At 66.2% G+C, this 16,177-nt stretch carries 16 protein-coding genes; 4 read left to right on the top strand and 12 right to left on the bottom strand.

Going from position 1 to position 16,177, the window contains the following annotated elements; translation table 11 throughout:
* Positions 1–199: 199 nt before the first annotated feature.
* The 3 genes from panB to GM672_RS05465 form a co-directional block, all read right to left on the bottom strand.
* The gene (gene panB, locus GM672_RS05475) at positions 200–1,051 is read right to left on the bottom strand and encodes a 3-methyl-2-oxobutanoate hydroxymethyltransferase (RefSeq protein WP_155469520.1); all 852 of its coding nucleotides are present in this window, start codon (positions 1,049–1,051) and stop codon (positions 200–202) included.
* Between the two features lie 124 nt (positions 1,052–1,175).
* On the bottom strand, positions 1,176–1,685 hold the full coding sequence (locus GM672_RS05470; protein ID WP_155469519.1) for an HPP family protein: 510 nt from the start codon (positions 1,683–1,685) through the stop codon (positions 1,176–1,178).
* A gap of 106 nt (positions 1,686–1,791) precedes the next feature.
* Entirely contained in the window at positions 1,792–2,361 is a 570-nt protein-coding gene (locus GM672_RS05465) for a TetR/AcrR family transcriptional regulator (RefSeq protein WP_155469518.1), read from the bottom strand.
* 232 nt (positions 2,362–2,593) lie between these two features.
* Here GM672_RS05465 and GM672_RS05460 point away from each other — a divergent pair, with 232 nt between their 5' ends.
* The 3 genes from GM672_RS05460 to GM672_RS05450 are packed head-to-tail and all read left to right on the top strand — an operon-like array spanning position 2,594 to position 6,069.
* Positions 2,594–2,974 carry a cupin domain-containing protein gene (locus tag GM672_RS05460; RefSeq protein ID WP_155469517.1) on the top strand — a complete coding sequence of 127 codons (381 nt, stop codon included), beginning with the start codon at positions 2,594–2,596 and terminating at the stop codon, positions 2,972–2,974.
* 8 nt (positions 2,975–2,982) lie between these two features.
* Positions 2,983–4,506: an acyl CoA:acetate/3-ketoacid CoA transferase gene (locus GM672_RS05455; RefSeq protein WP_155469516.1), complete on the top strand. Its 1,524-nt coding sequence runs from the start codon at positions 2,983–2,985 to the stop codon at positions 4,504–4,506.
* A gap of 24 nt (positions 4,507–4,530) precedes the next feature.
* Entirely contained in the window at positions 4,531–6,069 is a 1,539-nt protein-coding gene (locus tag GM672_RS05450; RefSeq protein ID WP_155469515.1) for an FAD/NAD(P)-binding protein, read from the top strand.
* Positions 6,070–6,087: 18 nt separating this feature from the next.
* Here GM672_RS05450 and GM672_RS05445 read toward each other — a convergent pair whose 3' ends face one another.
* Genes GM672_RS05445 through hda form a run of 5 tightly spaced genes read right to left on the bottom strand, consistent with a single transcriptional unit; the run spans position 6,088 to position 9,808 of the window.
* Positions 6,088–6,435, bottom strand: a complete 348-nt coding sequence (locus GM672_RS05445) for a DMT family protein (RefSeq protein WP_155469514.1) — start codon at positions 6,433–6,435, stop codon at positions 6,088–6,090.
* An 8-nt stretch (positions 6,436–6,443) separates the two neighbouring features.
* The gene (gene folK / locus GM672_RS05440) at positions 6,444–6,920 is read right to left on the bottom strand and encodes a 2-amino-4-hydroxy-6-hydroxymethyldihydropteridine diphosphokinase (RefSeq protein ID WP_229427689.1); all 477 of its coding nucleotides are present in this window, start codon (positions 6,918–6,920) and stop codon (positions 6,444–6,446) included.
* Position 6,921: 1 nt separating this feature from the next.
* On the bottom strand, positions 6,922–8,463 hold the full coding sequence (gene pcnB / locus GM672_RS05435; RefSeq protein ID WP_155469512.1) for a polynucleotide adenylyltransferase PcnB: 1,542 nt from the start codon (positions 8,461–8,463) through the stop codon (positions 6,922–6,924).
* Positions 8,456–9,124, bottom strand: coding sequence for a histidinol-phosphatase (locus GM672_RS05430; RefSeq protein WP_155469511.1), 669 nt, complete (start codon positions 9,122–9,124; stop codon positions 8,456–8,458). The genes pcnB and GM672_RS05430 overlap by 8 nt, the downstream gene beginning before the upstream one ends.
* Positions 9,125–9,139: 15 nt before the next feature.
* On the bottom strand, positions 9,140–9,808 hold the full coding sequence (gene hda, locus GM672_RS05425) for a DnaA regulatory inactivator Hda (RefSeq protein ID WP_155469510.1): 669 nt from the start codon (positions 9,806–9,808) through the stop codon (positions 9,140–9,142).
* A gap of 291 nt (positions 9,809–10,099) precedes the next feature.
* On the opposite strand from hda, the gene purM reads away from it, so the two are divergent.
* A complete protein-coding gene (gene purM, locus GM672_RS05420; protein WP_155469509.1) occupies positions 10,100–11,143 on the top strand; it encodes a phosphoribosylformylglycinamidine cyclo-ligase in 1,044 nt (347 codons plus the stop codon).
* A 37-nt stretch (positions 11,144–11,180) separates the two neighbouring features.
* Here purM and GM672_RS05415 read toward each other — a convergent pair whose 3' ends face one another.
* The 4 genes from GM672_RS05415 to GM672_RS05400 form a co-directional block, all read right to left on the bottom strand.
* Positions 11,181–11,756, bottom strand: a complete 576-nt coding sequence (locus GM672_RS05415) for a hypothetical protein (protein WP_155469508.1) — start codon at positions 11,754–11,756, stop codon at positions 11,181–11,183.
* An 18-nt stretch (positions 11,757–11,774) separates the two neighbouring features.
* Positions 11,775–12,989, bottom strand: coding sequence for a 6-phosphofructokinase (locus tag GM672_RS05410; RefSeq protein WP_155469507.1), 1,215 nt, complete (start codon positions 12,987–12,989; stop codon positions 11,775–11,777).
* Positions 12,990–13,075: 86 nt separating this feature from the next.
* Positions 13,076–14,050 carry a hypothetical protein gene (locus tag GM672_RS05405; protein ID WP_155469506.1) on the bottom strand — a complete coding sequence of 325 codons (975 nt, stop codon included), beginning with the start codon at positions 14,048–14,050 and terminating at the stop codon, positions 13,076–13,078.
* 64 nt (positions 14,051–14,114) lie between these two features.
* Complete coding sequence (locus GM672_RS05400) at positions 14,115–16,136, bottom strand: S9 family peptidase (protein WP_155469505.1); 2,022 nt, start codon at positions 16,134–16,136, stop codon at positions 14,115–14,117.
* Positions 16,137–16,177 lie beyond the last annotated feature (41 nt).

Here is a 16,177-nt window from a genome sequence, read left to right as displayed (position 1 = left end):
ATGCACTGCGCCATGCACAGCATGTACAGGACGTGGCGGTCGGCGATGTGAGACGGGTAAGGCATGAACGGTTGGGCAATCAGGTGAAGCGGGAGTTCACACTATACCGATGGCAAAGGCGGAGACGAACGAATAAAAAATGGAAAGCTTATGCAAAAAAACCGGGGACAGTCCCCGGTTTTGGTCGGGCTGGCAGCGCTTAGAAGCAGTGTTCCAGCGCCGGGAAACTGCCGTCCTTGACGGCGGCCACGTAGGCGCCGAAGGCCGCTTCGATGCTGGCCTGGCCGTCCATGAAGTTCTTCACGAAGCGGGCCTTGCGGCCGGGGAAGACGCCCAGCAGGTCGTGCATGACGAGCACCTGGCCCGAGCAGTCCGGGCCCGCGCCGATGCCGATGGTGGGAATCGACAGCGCCGCCGTGACGTCCTTGCCGACGGTCGACGGCACCGCTTCGAGCAGCACGAGCGAGGCGCCAGCCGCCTGCAGCTTGAGCGCGTCGGCCTTCAGCGCCTCGGCACTTTCGACCGTCTTGCCCTGCACCTTGTAGCCGCCCAGCTGGTGGACGAACTGCGGCGTCAGGCCGATGTGGGCGCACACGGGCACGCCCCGCTCGACCAGGAAGCGCACCGTGTCGGCCAGCCAGCCGGCCCCTTCGATCTTGACGATATGGGCACCGGCCTGCATCAGCTGCACGCAGCTGGCCAGTGCCTGTTCCGGCGAGCCGTAGCTGCCGAAGGGCAGGTCGGCCATGATCATCGCCGACTTGGCGCCCCGCGCGACGGCGGCCGTGTGGTAGGCCACTTCCTGCACCGTTACCGGCAAGGTCGACGTGTGGCCATTGCAGACCATGCCCAGCGAGTCGCCGATCAGCAGGATCTCGACGCCGCTGCGTTCCATCAGCGAAGCGAAGCTGGCGTCGTAGCAGGTCAGCATCGCGATCTTCTCGCCGGCCGCATGCAGCGCGCGCAGCGACGGAGTCGTGACGGCCTTGTTGGCCACCGCCTTGGCGGCCGGTGCCGGCGAACCCGCCGCGGCAGGTGCCGGTGCGGCCATTTCTTTTCCTTGCAGATAACCAGACATGGGAGTCCTTCAATAATGTGCTGACGGCGCGTATTCTACCTTGCAGCACGACCGTGCGGAAAACTGCGGCACGGCCGCTTGCCGGACTCCGCCGGCCCTACCAGTACTTCGGATAACGTGCGCTGCGCGTGGCATTGTTGTAAGCCAGGGCGACGCAGACGATGACGAGGGCACCGAACATGGTGGGGAACAGCAGGAAGCCCCAGCCGGGCTGGGACAGGAACACGATGACGGGGTTCGAGCCAGCCGGCGGGTGCACGGTGCGTGTCATCATCATGACGGCAATGGCCGTGCCCACGGCCAGCGCAACAGCCCACCACGTCGGCCCGAACAGGTGCAGGAACACGAGGCCGATGGCGGAACTGAACACGTGGCCAGCGACGACGTTGCGCGGCTGCGAGAACGGCACGTCCGGGTAGCCGAATACCAGCACGCAAGAGGCGCCGAACGATCCCAGCAGGAGAACGGTCGACATCGCATCCGTCAGCGCCGCCACGGCCGCGATGGCGAGGACGCCGCCCAGCCAGGCGAGCAGCACGTTCTTGTGGCTGGGTTGGGGCGGCAGGTCGGCGCCGTCGCCGCGCAGTTTGCTGAGGAAAGCGTACATGGTGTGGGTCCTTTCAAGGTGGGTTAAAAGACAATCATGCCAAACGTTTGGTATGTTTCATGCTGATAGTGTGGCACAGGAATTTCACTGCGTTTGCGGTTTTATGTCACGACAATGTCGCGGCCGTGCACGATGCCAGCAGCCGCGCATGCTGGCGCCGCAGTGGCGAGATATTGCGCCAGATGCGGTTCATCAGGATGCAGCCCTGGACGATGGCGACGGCATCCTGGGCCTGGTGGCGGGCTTCCTCGGCGGGGAAGTAGCGGGAGAATACCACCATGTAGCAGTCCAGCCACTCCTCGAAGAAGCGCTTGATTTTCGGGCTGAACAGGTCCGCAGCGCCGCCGATTTCCAGGCTCAGGTTGGCCAGCAGGCAGCCGTGCGGGTGATCCGTGAAAAAGCGCTCGACAGCCAGGTTGAAGGCCTCCAGTTCCTTCACCCCGGGGGCGTCGCTGTCGCGGATGATGGCGAAGATGGTGCCACGGTAGAACTGGTGCACCTGCTCCAGCGCGGCGACGGCCAGCTCCTCCTTGCCGGCGAAGTGGTGGTACAGGCTGCCCTTGGTCAGGCCGCAGGCCTTGGCGATGTCGTCGATGCTCGTGGCCGAGTAGCCCTTCATCCGGAACAGGCCGGCGGCGATGTCGACCAGGTCGACTTTTTCGATGATCTTGCGCATGGATGGGCTTCAAACATACTGAATGTTTGGCTAGATTACGCCGCCCGGCTCGGCCCGTCAAATGAAGAAACACCGCCATGTCGTTACAAATCTCGGAATATTCAGCGCAGTAAACCAAACAAACGTTCGGTAGCATCTCTTCCGTCAGCCCTGTGCTACCGCCGGGGCTGGGCCAGGGCGAAGGCGTGGTTCGCCCAACTTTCCAAAACATATTTCGAAAGCCAGGGAAAACATGAACACACCAGAACTGCTCGACAAGGTCCTGAAGATGGATGTCGGCGCGATCCACTTGCCCGATATCGCGTTCCGCGAATACCAGCCGGGTTTGCGCAAGGGGGTGCTGATCCACCCCCTGTTCGACAACACGAAGGACGACCCGAAGGGCTCCGATGCGGCGCTGATCCGCTATCTGCCCGATGCGTTCACGCCGCGCCACCTGCACATGGGCTATGAAATGGTATTCGTGCTGCAGGGCGACTATATCGAGAACGACGTCAGCTTCGCACCCGGCTCGCTGATCATCCGCGCGCCCGGCACCACCCATGAAATGCGCTCGAAGAACGGTTGCACCATCCTCGCCATGCGCGACGTGCCGGTGCAGCAGCTCACGTGAGGTCCGCCATGAAGATCATCACGGCACATGAAGCGGCGCGGCTGGTGCAGGACGGCTGGACCGTCATCCCCGGCGGCTTCGGCAGCTGCGGCCACCCGGATACCCTGACGGAAGCGCTGCGCCGGCGTTTCGATGAAACGGGCAGCCCGCGCGACCTGTCCCTGCTGTTCGGGGCCGGCCCGGGCGACAAGGCGGGACAGGGCGTCGACATGCTCGCCGTGCCCGGCCTCGTGGCGAAGGCGATCGGCGGCTTCTGGGGCCTGTGCCCGGCGCTGGCCGACATGGGCCTGAAAGGCGCGATCGAAGCCCACAACTGGCCCCAGGGCGTCGTCAGCAAGCTGTTCGCGGCCATCGCGGCCGGCGCGCCGGGCGTGCTGACCCATGTCGGCCTGGATACCTTCGTCGACCCGGACGTGGAAGGCGGCGTGATCGACCGGCGCAGGTTCGCGCCGCTGGTGCAGAAGCTCGACTTCGACGGGCGCCGCCACCTGTTCTATCCGGCCCGGCGCGTCGATTGCGCGCTGCTGCGCGGCACCGCCTGCGACAGCGAAGGCAATATCACCTTCGACGAAGAGACTTCGTACATGGACGCGCTGGCGCAGGCCCAGGCGGCCCACAACAGTGGCGGCATCGTCATCGTGCAGGTCAAGCAGCTGCTGGACGGTCCCGTGCCGAACCACCGCGACGTCAGGATTCCGGGCTTCCTGGTGGACTACGTCGTGCCGGCACCGGAGCACCGGCATCCGCAGACCTACGGCACCTTCTACGACCCGGCCTACACGGGGGCGCCGTCCGTGCGGCGGCACGCGCCGGCCAAGGCCTTCGCCTGCGCCAAGCGCATCGTCGCCCACCGCGCCGCGCTGGAACTGGCAAGGCACCCCGGTGCCAACGTCAACCTGGGCATCGGCATTCCGGCACTGATCGGGGCCCGGGCCCGCGCGCTGGGCATGGCGGACTTCACGCTGACGGTTGAATCGGGCCTGATCGGCGGCGTGCCGGACGAAGGCCTGTCCTTCGGCGCCGTCATGCATCCGCGCGCCGTCATCGAGCAATCGGCGCTGTTCGATTTCTACGACGGCGGCGGCATCGACGTGGCCTTCCTCGGCTTCGGCCAGGTCGACACGCGAGGCAATGTCAATGTCAGCAAGTTCGGCGGGCGCTTCGTCGGCTCGGGGGGCTTCATCAACATCTCGCAGTCGGCGAAAAAAATCGTCTTCTGCGGCACCCTGACGGCCGGCGGCCTGGCCGTGGAGATCGTGGACGGTCGGCTGCGCATCGCCCGCGAAGGGCGCACCTGCAAGTTCCACACGCACGTGTCGCAGCTGACCTTCAACGGCGAGCGGGCCGCCACGCAGGGGAAGGAAGTGCTGTACGTGACGGAGCGGGCCGTGTTCCGCCTGGGCGCAGGCCGGCTGGAACTGGTCGAGCTGGCGCCCGGCATCGACGTGGCCGACATCCGCCGCGCCGTCGACTGCGACTTCGACGTCGCTCCCACATTGAAGCCCATGGCGGGCTTCGAATCGATCCACTGAGACTGAAGATATTGGAGCATTACCATGGTCATTACTATCGTAGGCGGCGGCGCGACGTCGTTGGCATTCCTGTATAACTATATCGCCGCCGTGCCGGCCGAACGCCGGCCCGAGACCACCATCTACCTGGTCGAGAAGCGCGGCGTGTTCGGTCCCGGCGCCGCCTATGCGCCCGACGTGGCGTCGAACATCCTCAACACCAAGACGGGATTCATCACGCCCTTCCACGACCGGCCCGGCGACTTCCTGGACTGGCTGCGCGAGAACGGGCAGCAGTGGCGCCGGCACTTCCCCGCCTTCGACGCTGATCCGGACAGCTACGCGCCGCGGCCCCTGTTCGGCATGTACCTGCAGGCGCGGATGGCCTGGGTCGTCAAGCAGGCGCTGGCCACGAACATCCGCATCATCCAGGTCGACGCGGAAGTGATCGACGTCGCCGCCGTCGGCAACGGTTATATCGCCCGCACCAACTGCAGCCTGACCCTGCACTCGGATCACGTGTTCCTGTGCTGCGGCACCTTGCCGGCACGGCAGGCGCCGTTCGCGGGCGAGGCCGGGCGCATCCTGCCCAACCCGTATCCGGTGGCCGAGCTGCCGCACAAGATCCCTCTGGATGCGAAGGTCGGCATCGTCGGCGCACGCCTCAGTTGCATCGACGCCGTCATCGGCCTGGTCGAGGGCGGCCACCGCGGGCCCATCGTCATCCATTCGCGCAGCGGTTATTTCCCCTGCGTGCGCGGTACCCAGGGTCGCATCGTGCCCGAGTACCTGCGCCAGGACCGCATCGAGGCGCTGGTGCGCGCCAAGGGCAAGCTGCGGCTGGGCGACATCGTCGGCCTGGTCAGGCAGGAGATCGCCCGCGCCGGTGGCGGCGACCTGCCGCCGGACCTGGTACGGGCACCGGCACCGCCCCTTGACCTCGCCGCCTACCTGGAACGGGAAATCGAGCTGGCGCGCGGTCCCCGCCCGTGGCAGGCGGTGCTGTACTCGACCAACGCCATCATCGACCAGCTGTGGGCCGCGCTGAAGGAAAGCGAAAAGGCGCTGTTCCTGTCGGAATACTTCAGCACCTTCATGAGCTACCGGGTGTCGATCCCGATCGAGAACGCGGCGAAGATCCTGGGCTACCTGAAGTCCGGCCAGCTGCGCTTCCAGGCGGGCGACTTTTCGATCGAGGCCGATGCCGACGGCAAGCCCCTGGTCCAGCCGCGTGGCGACCGGCAGCAGGCGGCGCTGGGCTACGATTACCTGATCAACGCCACCGGTTCGCCGCGCACGGCCCGGCAGCTGGACTCGACCCTGCTGGCCAACCTGCTGCAACGGGGCACGGCCGTGGCCCATCCGCTGGGCGGCATCGCCGTCGATCCGCGCAGCTATGAAGTGATCGGGGTGGGCGGCCGCAAGGGGCGCCTGCATGCGCTGGGCGAGCTGACCACGGGGACCTTCTTCTTCACCAGTGCCCTCGACATCAACGCCCGCCATGCCCGCAGTTGCGCCACGGTCTTCGCGCAGGCGGCATTCGACACAGCCGACGTGGCGCAACCGCGCCGGCTGCAGGGGTAAGCCAGGAGGAGGGCGCGGTCAGCTGCGGAAGATGAAGTAGACCGCGCCCACCAGGCACAGGGCGGCCCAGATGTAGTCGGTCTTGAACGGTTCGTTCATGTAGATCATCGCGAAGGGCACGAATACCGTCAGGGTGATCGCTTCCTGCATGATCTTCAGCTGGGCCAGGCTGTACTGCGTATGGCCGATGCGGTTGGCCGGCACCTGCAGCAGGTACTCGAACAGGGCGATGCCCCAGCTGATGAAGGCGGCGATCCACCAGGGTTTGCTCGACAGGCTTTTCAGGTGGCCGTACCAGGCGATCGTCATGAAGACATTCGACAGGGTCAACAGGCCAACGGTCTGCGCAATCACGGGGATCTGCATGGGAATTCTCAGGGAAGAAGGGTGATGCCCTGGTCCGCCACGCCGGGCGCAAAGGCGGCCGCCGGACCGAGGCCGGGAATGTCGAGCCGTGGCGCCAGTTCCAGCAGCGGCACCAGCACGAAGGCGCGCTGCGTCATGCGCGGATGCGGCACCGTCAGGGTGGCGCTGGCGATGCGTTCGTCGCCGTACAGCAGCACGTCCAGGTCGAGCGTGCGCGGGGCGTTGCGGTAGGGCCGCTCGCGGCCGTGGGCCAGTTCGATGCCGTGCAGCGCCTGCAGCAGGCTTTCCGCATCCTGGTTCGTGTCGACGCGGGCCACGGCATTGATGTAGTCGTCGCCGGAGGAATCGATGGGCGCGGTGGCATACAGGCTGGAGACGCCCGTGACCTGCGTCCCGGGCAGCCGGCGCAGGCGCACTACCGCGTCCTCGACGTTGGCGCGGGCGTCGCCCAGGTTGGCGCCGATGCCGATATACGCGATGACCACGTTATTCGCCGGTGTCGCCCGCGGGTGCTGCGCCGCCGTCGCCGGCGGGCTTGCGGCGGCGCGGGCCACGGCGGCGCTTGCGCGGTGCGGCCGTCGCTTCGGCGGCGGCATCGAAGTAGGCGTCGTCGGCAGCCGCTTCGGCTGCTTCCGCGTCCGCATGCTCGCCCGGTGCGGCGTGATCGTCATGCTCGGCGTGTTCGTCCTGCTCGGTGCCTTCCGGCGCGTCCTTGTGGCGCTGGCCGCGGCGGGCCGGGCGCTTGCGCTTGGCGCCGGTGCCGGATGCGGACGACACCAGTTCGGCGCGGGTGATCTCGTCGCCTTCGTAGAACGCGGTCCACCAGTCGCCCAGTTCCGGATCCAGCTCGCCCGAGGCGCAGCGCAGCAGCAGGAAGTCGTAGCCGGCGCGGAAGCGCACGTGCTCCAGCAGCTTGTACGGGTTCTTGCCGTTGCGGCGCTCGAAGCGGGGCTGCATGGCCCAGATGTCGCGCATGTCCGAACCGATCTTGCGCTGCAGGGCCAGTTTTTCCGTCTGCGAGTCGAGCACTTCGTCGGCTGCCAGGTGCAGCGACGGAATGGGGAATTCGCCGGCGGCCTGGTAGGCGTTCCATTTTTCCAGCACCTGGTGCCACAGCAGCGACGCGAACAGGAAGCCGGGCGACACGGTCTTGCCGGCGGCGATGCGGCGGTCGGTCGAGTCCAGCGCCAGGGTGACGAACTTGAAGCCCAGCGGCTGCTCCAGCACCACGTCCAGCAGCGGCAGCAGGCCGTGGTGCAGGCCTTCCTTGCGCAGCTGCTGGAGGCAGGCCAGCGCGTGGCCGCTCATCAGCAGTTTCAGCATCTCGTCGAACACGCGCGCGGCGGGCACGTTGTCGATCAGCGGCGCCATCACGGCGATAGGGGCCGCCGTGGAGGGCTCGATGTCGAACTTCAGCTTGGCCGCGAAACGCACTACGCGCAGCATGCGCACGGGGTCTTCGCGGAAGCGCGCTTCGGGCTGGCCGATGATGCGCAGCGTGCGCGCGCGCATGTCGCGCATGCCGCCGTGGTAGTCCAGCACCTGTTGCGTGGCCGGGTTGTAGTACATGGCGTTGATGGTGAAGTCGCGCCGCTCGGCATCCTCGGCTTGCGTGCCGAAGGTGTTGTCGCGCAGGACGCGGCCGTGTTCATCCTTCGGCGCGTTGGCCGTGGCGGTGCCGCGGAAGGTGGTCACCTCCAGCAGGTCCTGGCCGAACATCACGTGCACGATCTGGAAGCGCCGGCCGATGATGAAGGCGCGCCGGAACAGGCGCTTGACTTCCTCGGGCGTGGCATTGGTGGCGATGTCGAAGTCCTTGGGCTTCACGCCCAGCAGCAGGTCGCGCACGGCGCCGCCCACCACGAAGGCCTCGAAGCCGGCTTCCTGCAGCGTGGAAGTAACGCGCACGGCGTTCGACGACAGCATCTTCGGGTCGATGCCGTGCTGCTCCGGTCCCAGTATTTCCAGTTCGTTGGCGCTGCGTGTTTCCTTGACGCCCAGGATCTTGCGGATAAATTTCTTAATCATTGAATAGATGGAGTAAAGGCCAGCCTTGCGCGGTTGCGTGCGTGGTCAGCGCGGCGTTGGGGTTGGTCGCTACGGGGTGTGTGACGATCGACAGCAGCGGCAGGTCGTTGTGCGAATCGCTGTAGAAGTAGACGGCGTCGAAATGGTCCAGCGTCTTGCCCATCTGTTCCAGCCACGCCTTGGTGTGGACGATCTTGCCCTCGCCCTGCGTGGGCGTGCCGCCCAGGCGCCCCGTGATGCGGCCGTCCACTACTTCCGGCATGGCCGCGATCAGGTGCTCGACGCCGAAGGCCTTGGCGATCGGCGCGGTGACGAAGTGGTTCGTCGCCGTCACGATGGCCACCAGGTCGCCGGCATCCAGGTGCTTCTGCAGCAGCGCGCGCGCGACGGGCAGGATGTTCGGCTCGATCACTTCGGCCATGAACTGCTGGTGCAGCGCGGCCAGACGCGCCGGATCGATGGTCGCCAGGGTGCCCAGGGCGAATTCCAGGTATTCGACCGCGTCCAGCGTGCCGGCTTCGTACTGGCCGAAGAAATCCTTGTTGCGGCGTTCGAAGGCGGCCGTATCGACGGCGCCCACGCGGCACAGGAACTGTCCCCATTCGAAATCGGAGTCGATCGGGAGCAGGGTGTGGTCGAGGTCGAACAGGGCCAGGTTCATGCAGTCTCTCAGTTTTCAGTCTTTCGCCTCGGCCTGCAGCCACTCGCGCAGCAACGGCAGGGTGATCGGGCGTTGGGTTTCCAGGGAATATTGGTCGAGCGAGTCCAGCATCGAGGACAGCGAGCGCATGTCGCGCCGGAAGTGCGACAGCAAATAGGGTAACACGCCGGGCGACAGCGTCAGCCCACGGCTGGCTGCCGCCTGCGACAGGGCCGCCACCTTTTCGTCGTCCGACAGGCCGTGCAGCTGGTAGATCAGGCCCCAGCCCATGCGCGTGCGCAGGTCCTCGCGCACCGGCAGCACGGCCGGCGCCACGGCGCCGCTGCACACCATCCAGGCGCCGTTGGCACGGATCTCGTTGAACAGGGCGAAGGCGTCGATCTGCGCCACGGGCGAGAGCTTCTCGCAATCGTCCAGCAGGTACAGGTCGATGTCGGGCGAATACACGAATTCGGACTCGATGGAGAAGGGCGAAATGTAGCGCGCACGGTCGGTCGCGGCCAGGGCCTTCAGGATATGCGACTTGCCGGCGCCGATTTCGCCCCACAGGTAGGCGAAGTGCTCGCGCGCGGTGCGCTGGGCGAACTGGCGCATCAGCGCCGCCACTTCGGCATTGCGGCCCACCTCGAACGATTCGAGGGTGTGCACCGGTTCGGCGCCCAGGTCCAGGACCAGCTGCTTCATCGCGGCTGCCCCGGTTTCCTGTTGGTCTGCATCGTGTTTTGGCTCATTACAGCATGCATTATAGAAGCTGCCGGCGCAGGGGGGCCGGGAAGGGTGGCGCGGCGCTGGCCCGGGATGCCGTTTGTTCTTGTTTTTCGGTCATCGGAAATGGCATGAAGTGGGAATGGCTGGATTTTTAGGGGAAGGGACGGGCCATTTTGATAAAATAGCGGACTTGCCCCAATTCGCACCCAAAAAGTATGAATTGCGGCCTCCGCCTTCTATTTTACCGCCTCCGCTGCGAAATACACCATGAGCCAACCTTCGAATGTATCCCTGTCCTACCGTGACGCCGGCGTCGATATCGACGCGGGCGATGCCTTAGTTGAAGCGATCAAGCCGTTTGCCAAGCGTACCCTGCGCGAGGGCGTCATGGGTGGCATCGGCGGCTTCGGCGCGCTGTTCGAGATCAGCAAGAAGTACAAGGAGCCTGTACTGGTGTCCGGCACGGATGGCGTCGGCACCAAGCTGAAGCTGGCATTCGAGCTGAACCGTCACGACACGGTCGGCATCGACCTGGTGGCCATGAGCGTCAACGACATCCTCGTGCAGGGTGCCGAACCGCTGTTCTTCCTCGACTATTTCGCCTGCGGCAAGCTGGACGTGGCCATCGCGACGGACGTCATCAAGGGCATCGCGCAAGGCTGCGAGCAGGCCGGTTGCGCCCTGATCGGCGGCGAAACGGCGGAAATGCCCAGCATGTACCCGGCCGGCGAATACGACCTGGCCGGTTTCGCCGTGGGCGCGGTGGAAAAATCGAAGCTGATCGACGGCACAAAAATCGCCCCGGGCGACGTGATCCTGGGCCTGGCCTCGTCGGGCGCGCACTCGAACGGTTACTCCCTGGTACGCAAGATCATCGAGGTGGCCAAGCCGGACCTGGACGCCGACTTCCACGGCCGCAAGCTGGCCGACGTGCTGATGGCCCCGACCCGCATCTACGTCAAGCCGCTGCTGGCGCTGATGGAATCGATGGACGTGAAGGGCCTGGTACACATCACGGGCGGCGGCCTGGTGGAAAACATCCCGCGCGTGCTGCAACCGCACCTGACGGCCGAATTGGACGGCAAATCCTGGACCATGCCACCGCTGTTCCAGTGGCTGCAGCAGCACGGCGGCGTGGCCGACGCGGAGATGCACCGCGTCTTCAACTGCGGCATCGGCATGACGGTCATCGTCTCGGCCGACAACGCCGACGCCGCCATCGCCCAGCTGACGGCGGCCGGCGAAACCGTCTCGCGCATCGGCACTATCCGCGCCCGCGCCGAACGCGAGCACCAGACCATCGTGATCTAAGACGATCCGGCCTGCCGCGCAGCGCCGCGGCAGGTTTCTAGCGCGCCCCCGCGCGCTTCTTCCTTTCCTCGAACTCCTTCGCGTACTCCGTTTCCTGCCGCTTCGCTTCGGCCAGCGTTGGCACGCTCATCTCGCGGCGCAGCGCATCCGTCACCGCCGGATCTACGGGCAGCAGCACCGGCGGGTCCGTCCTGCCCTTCGACTGGTATTGCGTGCCGAAGCGCTGCGGCCGGTCGATGCCCGTCAAAAAACGGTCCAGGCTGGCGGCCGCCAGCCATTTCGCCCGGTGCTCGCCCTTGGCGATCGCAATCACGCACAGTTCGTGCGCCAGCAGATGGTCTTCCGGCGCATGGGCGTGCTGCAGGATCATTGCGGCGTGCAGGTAGTCCATGCCGCTTTTCAGCGCATCCGCGGCGATCAGCGCCTTCACGCGCCGCTCGCGTTCCGCGTCGCGTGCGCCCACCACGCTCCAGTCGATTTCCTGCGCCTTGCGATCGGCCTGGTCTTCCTTGAACAGATTGGCCAGTTCGGCGGAGGTGTTGGTCTCCGCGGCCATGGCGCACTGCGCCACGCATGCAACGAGCAAGCCGGCCGCGATCGTTCGAAATGCCATGTAATTTTCCTTTTGGGATTACGGTTTCAAAATCTTCGGCACCCGCGCGCAGCGCAGCCGGAACGCATCCGGCATTCCCGACCCCAGCAGGGGCCGCAGGTACAGCCGGAACGCATCGGTGACGTCGGTGCCGTTGGCGGCGATGAATTCGTCTTCCATCGTGCGGGTCTTGCCGGCGACGTCCGTCAGGGGCAGCAGCGCGTAGTCGGCCGAATAGAAGCCCGTGCGGCGGATCGCCACCGAGCCGTCGCGCTCGCCCCAGAAGGCGTGCTGCACGGCCTTCTCGCCCACTTCGCGCGCCTCGCGCTGGTCGACGTCGGAGACGCAGCCGATGAAGGAGCGCTGCAGGTAGCCGAAGGTGTCGCCGCGCACGCGCTTGATGCCCAGGCGGGCCTTGATGGCGTCGCACAGCAGGTCGGCCAGCGCGCCCGTGCCGGACAGCTGCACGTTGCCGTGCGCGTCCTTCTCGACGTCCTTGGCCAGCAAGGTGGCGATGGGCGCGCCGCTGGCGTCATGGATGCCTTCCGAGACGGCGATGACGCAGCGGCCGTGGCGGGCGTAGGTTTCCTTGACGTCGGCCAGGAAGCGTTCCAGCTCGAAGGTGCGTTCGGGAACGTAGATCAGGTGCGGGCCGTCGTCCGGGAACTTCTTGCCCAGCGCGGCGGCGGCCGTCAGGAAACCGGCATGGCGGCCCATGACGACGCCCACGTAGACGCCCGGCAGCGAGGCGTTGTCGAGGTTGGCCCCGGCGAAGGCCTGGGCCACGAAGCGGGCCGCCGACGGGAAGCCGGGCGTGTGGTCGCTGCCGACCAGGTCGTTGTCGATGGTTTTCGGGATATGGATGGCGCGCAGCGGGTAGCCGGCGGCACGGGCCTGTTCGCTGACGATGCGCACCGTGTCGGACGAGTCGTTGCCGCCGATGTAGAAGAAGTGCTCGATCTCGTGGGCGCGCAGCACGTGGAAGATCTCGGCGCAGTATTGTTCGTCCGGCTTGTCGCGCGTGGAACCCAGCGCCGACGACGGCGTGGCGGCCACCAGCTCCAGGTTATGGCTGGTTTCCTGCGTCAGGTCGACGAACTCCTCGTCGACGATGCCGCGCACGCCGTGCAGCGCGCCGTACACCCGCGTGACGTCGCGGAAGCGCCGCGCTTCCAGCGCCACGCCCACCAGCGACTGGTTGATGACGGCGGTCGGACCGCCTCCCTGTGCCACCAGAATCCTGCCAGAGCCCATGCGCGTCTCCTTTGGAAAAGGCGGCCGGTCCAGTGCCGGCCGAGCCGCCAGCTTACTCCGTTTTCGCCGGCGCGCCCCTTTTGTGCCTACTCTTCGCCGGTGGTTTCGTGCAACTCGTTCGGCACGTTGTAGGTGAAGCTCTTCATGTCGAACATCAGCTTCCATTTGCGCGGCTCGACCGGCAGGCCGTCCCGCGTGCCGCCGGCCGTCACCGTGATCGGCACGGGAATATTGCCGCTGACGGTACCGGTGCGGTAGGTCCAGCGACGCTTGTCGCAGCGCAGGGGCTCTTCCGGCTCCTCGATGTCCTCGCCTTCCACTTCCGGCGTCACGTGGTTGACGTAGGCATCCCAGTCGGCCTTGGCCTCGGCGCAGGGCACGCCCGGATCGAAGTCGCTGGCGCCATCGAAGCGTCCCAGCACGGCGATCTCGTCGCCATGGGGGGCCAACACCATGTTACTGACGGTCACGGGCGACACCTTGGCATCGCTGCCGGTCTGCACCTTGACGACCCAGCCCCACAGGTTCTCGCTGAGCGCCTCGAAATGCACCTGCTCGGGCTTGACCGCCTGCGCCCACGGCATGGCAAGCTGCGTGTTCACCTGGGTCAGGCCGCCGTCATGCGGCACCGTGGGACGCACGTGGAAGACACCGACGACCGCGCCGTCGCCATCAGTGCCGCCACCGCTGGCGACGAAATACAGCTCGTCACCGTCGGCGCCGTCTGGGATCTTCACCTGCTGCACCACCCGCATCAGGTAGGTGCGATTGTCCTCGCCCACGTACAGCCAGCCCTTCTTCGAAGCCGAATATTTGCCGTAGGTGTCGGCCATCATGCTTTCGATCACGGCCGCCTCGTCGATGGTCACGCGCGCCGGCGCCGCGGGCTTTTTGGAATGGTCGTAGACGGCGTAGCCGACCAGGGCCAGCGCCAGCACGCCGACCGCGGCGAACAGATACAGCAGGGCGCGCAGCCAGCGCCGGCGCGGCCGCGGGGGCGCCGGTGCATCGGTCGCGGCAGGAGGAGCGCCGGGCGCGGCGGGTTCTTTCAGGTCATCCATGGTGTTGTCGACACATCGTTTTTAAAAAGACAATTGTCAATTGTATATGAATGGACTGGGCCGCTCAAGGCGTGGGAGCAGCCGCGCCGGTGCCGATGTTGCGCGCCAGGAAGCGCTCGACCCGGGTCCAGAAGTCGATGCGGGTCTGCGGCAATGCCCAGCCGTGGCCTTCGTGCTGGTACTCGATCCATTCGACGTTCTTGTTGGTGGCGCGCACGGCATCGCGGAAACGGGTGCCGTGGACCAACGGCACGCGCTGGTCGGCGGTACCGTAAGCCAGCAGCAGCGGCTGGCGGATGCGCGCCGCCTGCAGCAGCGGCGACGTGGCCTTCAGCTGCTCGGCATCCGTGACGGGGTCGCCGATCAGTTGCGGCATGCCGTAGCGCTTGAATTCCTGCGGCAGGTCGTACGCCGAGCGCCAGTGGCCCGTGTACATCAGGTTGATGTCGGTGATGCCGGACTGGCTGATGCCGCACTTGTACAGGTCGGGATCGCGGATCAGTCCCATCAAGGTGGCATAGCCACCGTAGTCGCCGCCGGCGATGCAGATGCGGGCCGGGTCCGCATGGCCCTGGGCGATGGCCCAGCGGGTGCCGTCGGCGATATCGTCCTGCATGGCCAGGCCCCACTGTTTCAGGCCGGCCGCGAAGTGGCGCCGTCCGAAGCCCGTGCTGCCCCGGAATTCCGGCTGCAGCACGGCATAGCCGCGCGAGGCGAGGAACTGCACCTCCGGGTCCCATTCCCAGCGGCTGCCGCGCGCATACGGCCCGCCGTGCACCAGCACCACCATGGGCAGGCGGGCCGGCGGCTGGCCGGCCGCCGGCGCCGGGACGCCCGGCGGCAAGGTCAGCATGGCGGGAATCTTCAAGCCGTCGCGCGCCGTGTAGCTGACCACATGCTGGTGCCCCATCGTGCGGGCGCTGATCTGCTCGTGGGCCAGCACGGCCCGGCTCAGCTTGCGCGTGGCCGTGTTATAGATGAAATATACTTTCGGCTGGGCGTCCGAAAACGCCGTCACCAGCACGTTTTTCGCGTCCAGGCTGCGCGGCACGGTCAGCAGGTTGATCGTGTTCGGCAGCTGGGCATCGACATCGGCCTGGATGGCCTTGAAGCCCGGATCGAACCATTCGGTCTCGTACGCTTCGCCCAGGTAGCGCAGGCCCAGCAGACGCTGGCCGTTTGCCACCAGCCTTCCCGTGAAATCGAAATCTTTCACGATCAGCACCGGCATGGCGCTGATGGTACCGGTGGCCAGGTCGACCGTGTGCACCGCACGGTGATCGCGGCCCTGGTGAGAGGTGGCGTACAGCGTGCCGTCCGGGCCGAAGCCCAGCGGATAGAAGGACTTGCCGTCGTTGACGTAGGCCTTGAGCGTCGTCAGCGGGCGCCACTGGCCGCTTGCGCGGTCGCGCAGCCAGACCGTCAGCACACCTTCGTCCCGTGACGTCGCCAGGCGCGGTTCGCCGTCGTGATCGAGCATCCAGGCGATGGCCGTGAAGGGCGCCGGCACGCGGGTGGTGTGGCCCGTGGTGGTATTGAGACGCAGCAGTTCCACCGCTTCCGGCTGGGTTCCGTTGAACAAAATATTGCGCACATGGACGAAGTCGGAATCCTGCTTCCCCACGCTGTCCATCATGTAGGTATGCCAGGGCAGCATGCGCCGGTCATTGCCACTGCGCACGATGGGATTCGTGCGTTCGGCCAGTTGCCGGAACATGGTGCCGTCGCGCAGGGCCGTGTACAGCCCCGGTGCGTAGCGCATCGCTCCCACGGCCAGCTGCCGGTCTACCGTATCGAACAGCAGCCGCTCGTCATTGACCCACTGGACGTTGCCGATATCGACATCGATGAAGCCGGCCACCTTGCTGACGGAATTGTCGTCCAGGTCAACGACGACGAGTGCGTCGCGGTCCGTCCTGGCGGCGACCTTGGCGGCCAGGAAGCGTCCGTTGGGCGACAGCACGCCGCCGGTAAAGCCCGGGTTATTGAAGAAGGCACTGGCCGGCGGGGGCGTGGCGCCCGGGGCGGCGAGGGCCGGCATGGCGGCGCACAGCAGCCACGTGAAAAAGGAAAACAGGATACGCATGATCATTTCAAGAATCGTCAAAAAAGGGGAGGGGCCGACGG

It is taken from the genome of Pseudoduganella buxea (assembly GCF_009720835.1).
In the GTDB taxonomy this organism is placed as follows: Bacteria; Pseudomonadota; Gammaproteobacteria; order Burkholderiales; family Burkholderiaceae_D; genus Rugamonas; species Rugamonas buxea.
The sequence above is the reverse complement of the archived record's forward strand: the minus strand, read 5'-3'. Positions and strand labels throughout refer to the sequence as shown.

Bases quoted from the DNA above. Each gene is read 5' to 3' on its own strand.
- GM672_RS05465 (WP_155469518.1), bottom strand. From the start codon at position 2,361: ATGCGCAAGATCATCGAAAAAGTCGACCTGGTCGACATCGCCGCCGGC.
- GM672_RS05445 (WP_155469514.1), bottom strand. From the start codon at position 6,435: ATGCAGATCCCCGTGATTGCGCAGACCGTTGGCCTGTTGACCCTGTCG.
- GM672_RS05455 (WP_155469516.1), top strand. From the start codon at position 2,983: ATGAAGATCATCACGGCACATGAAGCGGCGCGGCTGGTGCAGGACGGC.
- hda (WP_155469510.1), bottom strand. From the start codon at position 9,808: ATGAAGCAGCTGGTCCTGGACCTGGGCGCCGAACCGGTGCACACCCTC.
- GM672_RS05450 (WP_155469515.1), top strand. From the start codon at position 4,531: ATGGTCATTACTATCGTAGGCGGCGGCGCGACGTCGTTGGCATTCCTG.
- purM (WP_155469509.1), top strand. From the start codon at position 10,100: ATGAGCCAACCTTCGAATGTATCCCTGTCCTACCGTGACGCCGGCGTC.
- GM672_RS05400 (WP_155469505.1), bottom strand. From the start codon at position 16,136: ATGCGTATCCTGTTTTCCTTTTTCACGTGGCTGCTGTGCGCCGCCATG.
- GM672_RS05430 (WP_155469511.1), bottom strand. From the start codon at position 9,124: ATGAACCTGGCCCTGTTCGACCTCGACCACACCCTGCTCCCGATCGAC.
- GM672_RS05410 (WP_155469507.1), bottom strand. From the start codon at position 12,989: ATGGGCTCTGGCAGGATTCTGGTGGCACAGGGAGGCGGTCCGACCGCC.
- GM672_RS05470 (WP_155469519.1), bottom strand. From the start codon at position 1,685: ATGTACGCTTTCCTCAGCAAACTGCGCGGCGACGGCGCCGACCTGCCG.
- GM672_RS05460 (WP_155469517.1), top strand. From the start codon at position 2,594: ATGAACACACCAGAACTGCTCGACAAGGTCCTGAAGATGGATGTCGGC.
- pcnB (WP_155469512.1), bottom strand. From the start codon at position 8,463: ATGATTAAGAAATTTATCCGCAAGATCCTGGGCGTCAAGGAAACACGC.
- GM672_RS05415 (WP_155469508.1), bottom strand. From the start codon at position 11,756: ATGGCATTTCGAACGATCGCGGCCGGCTTGCTCGTTGCATGCGTGGCG.
- panB (WP_155469520.1), bottom strand. From the start codon at position 1,051: ATGGCCGCACCGGCACCTGCCGCGGCGGGTTCGCCGGCACCGGCCGCC.
- GM672_RS05405 (WP_155469506.1), bottom strand. From the start codon at position 14,050: ATGGATGACCTGAAAGAACCCGCCGCGCCCGGCGCTCCTCCTGCCGCG.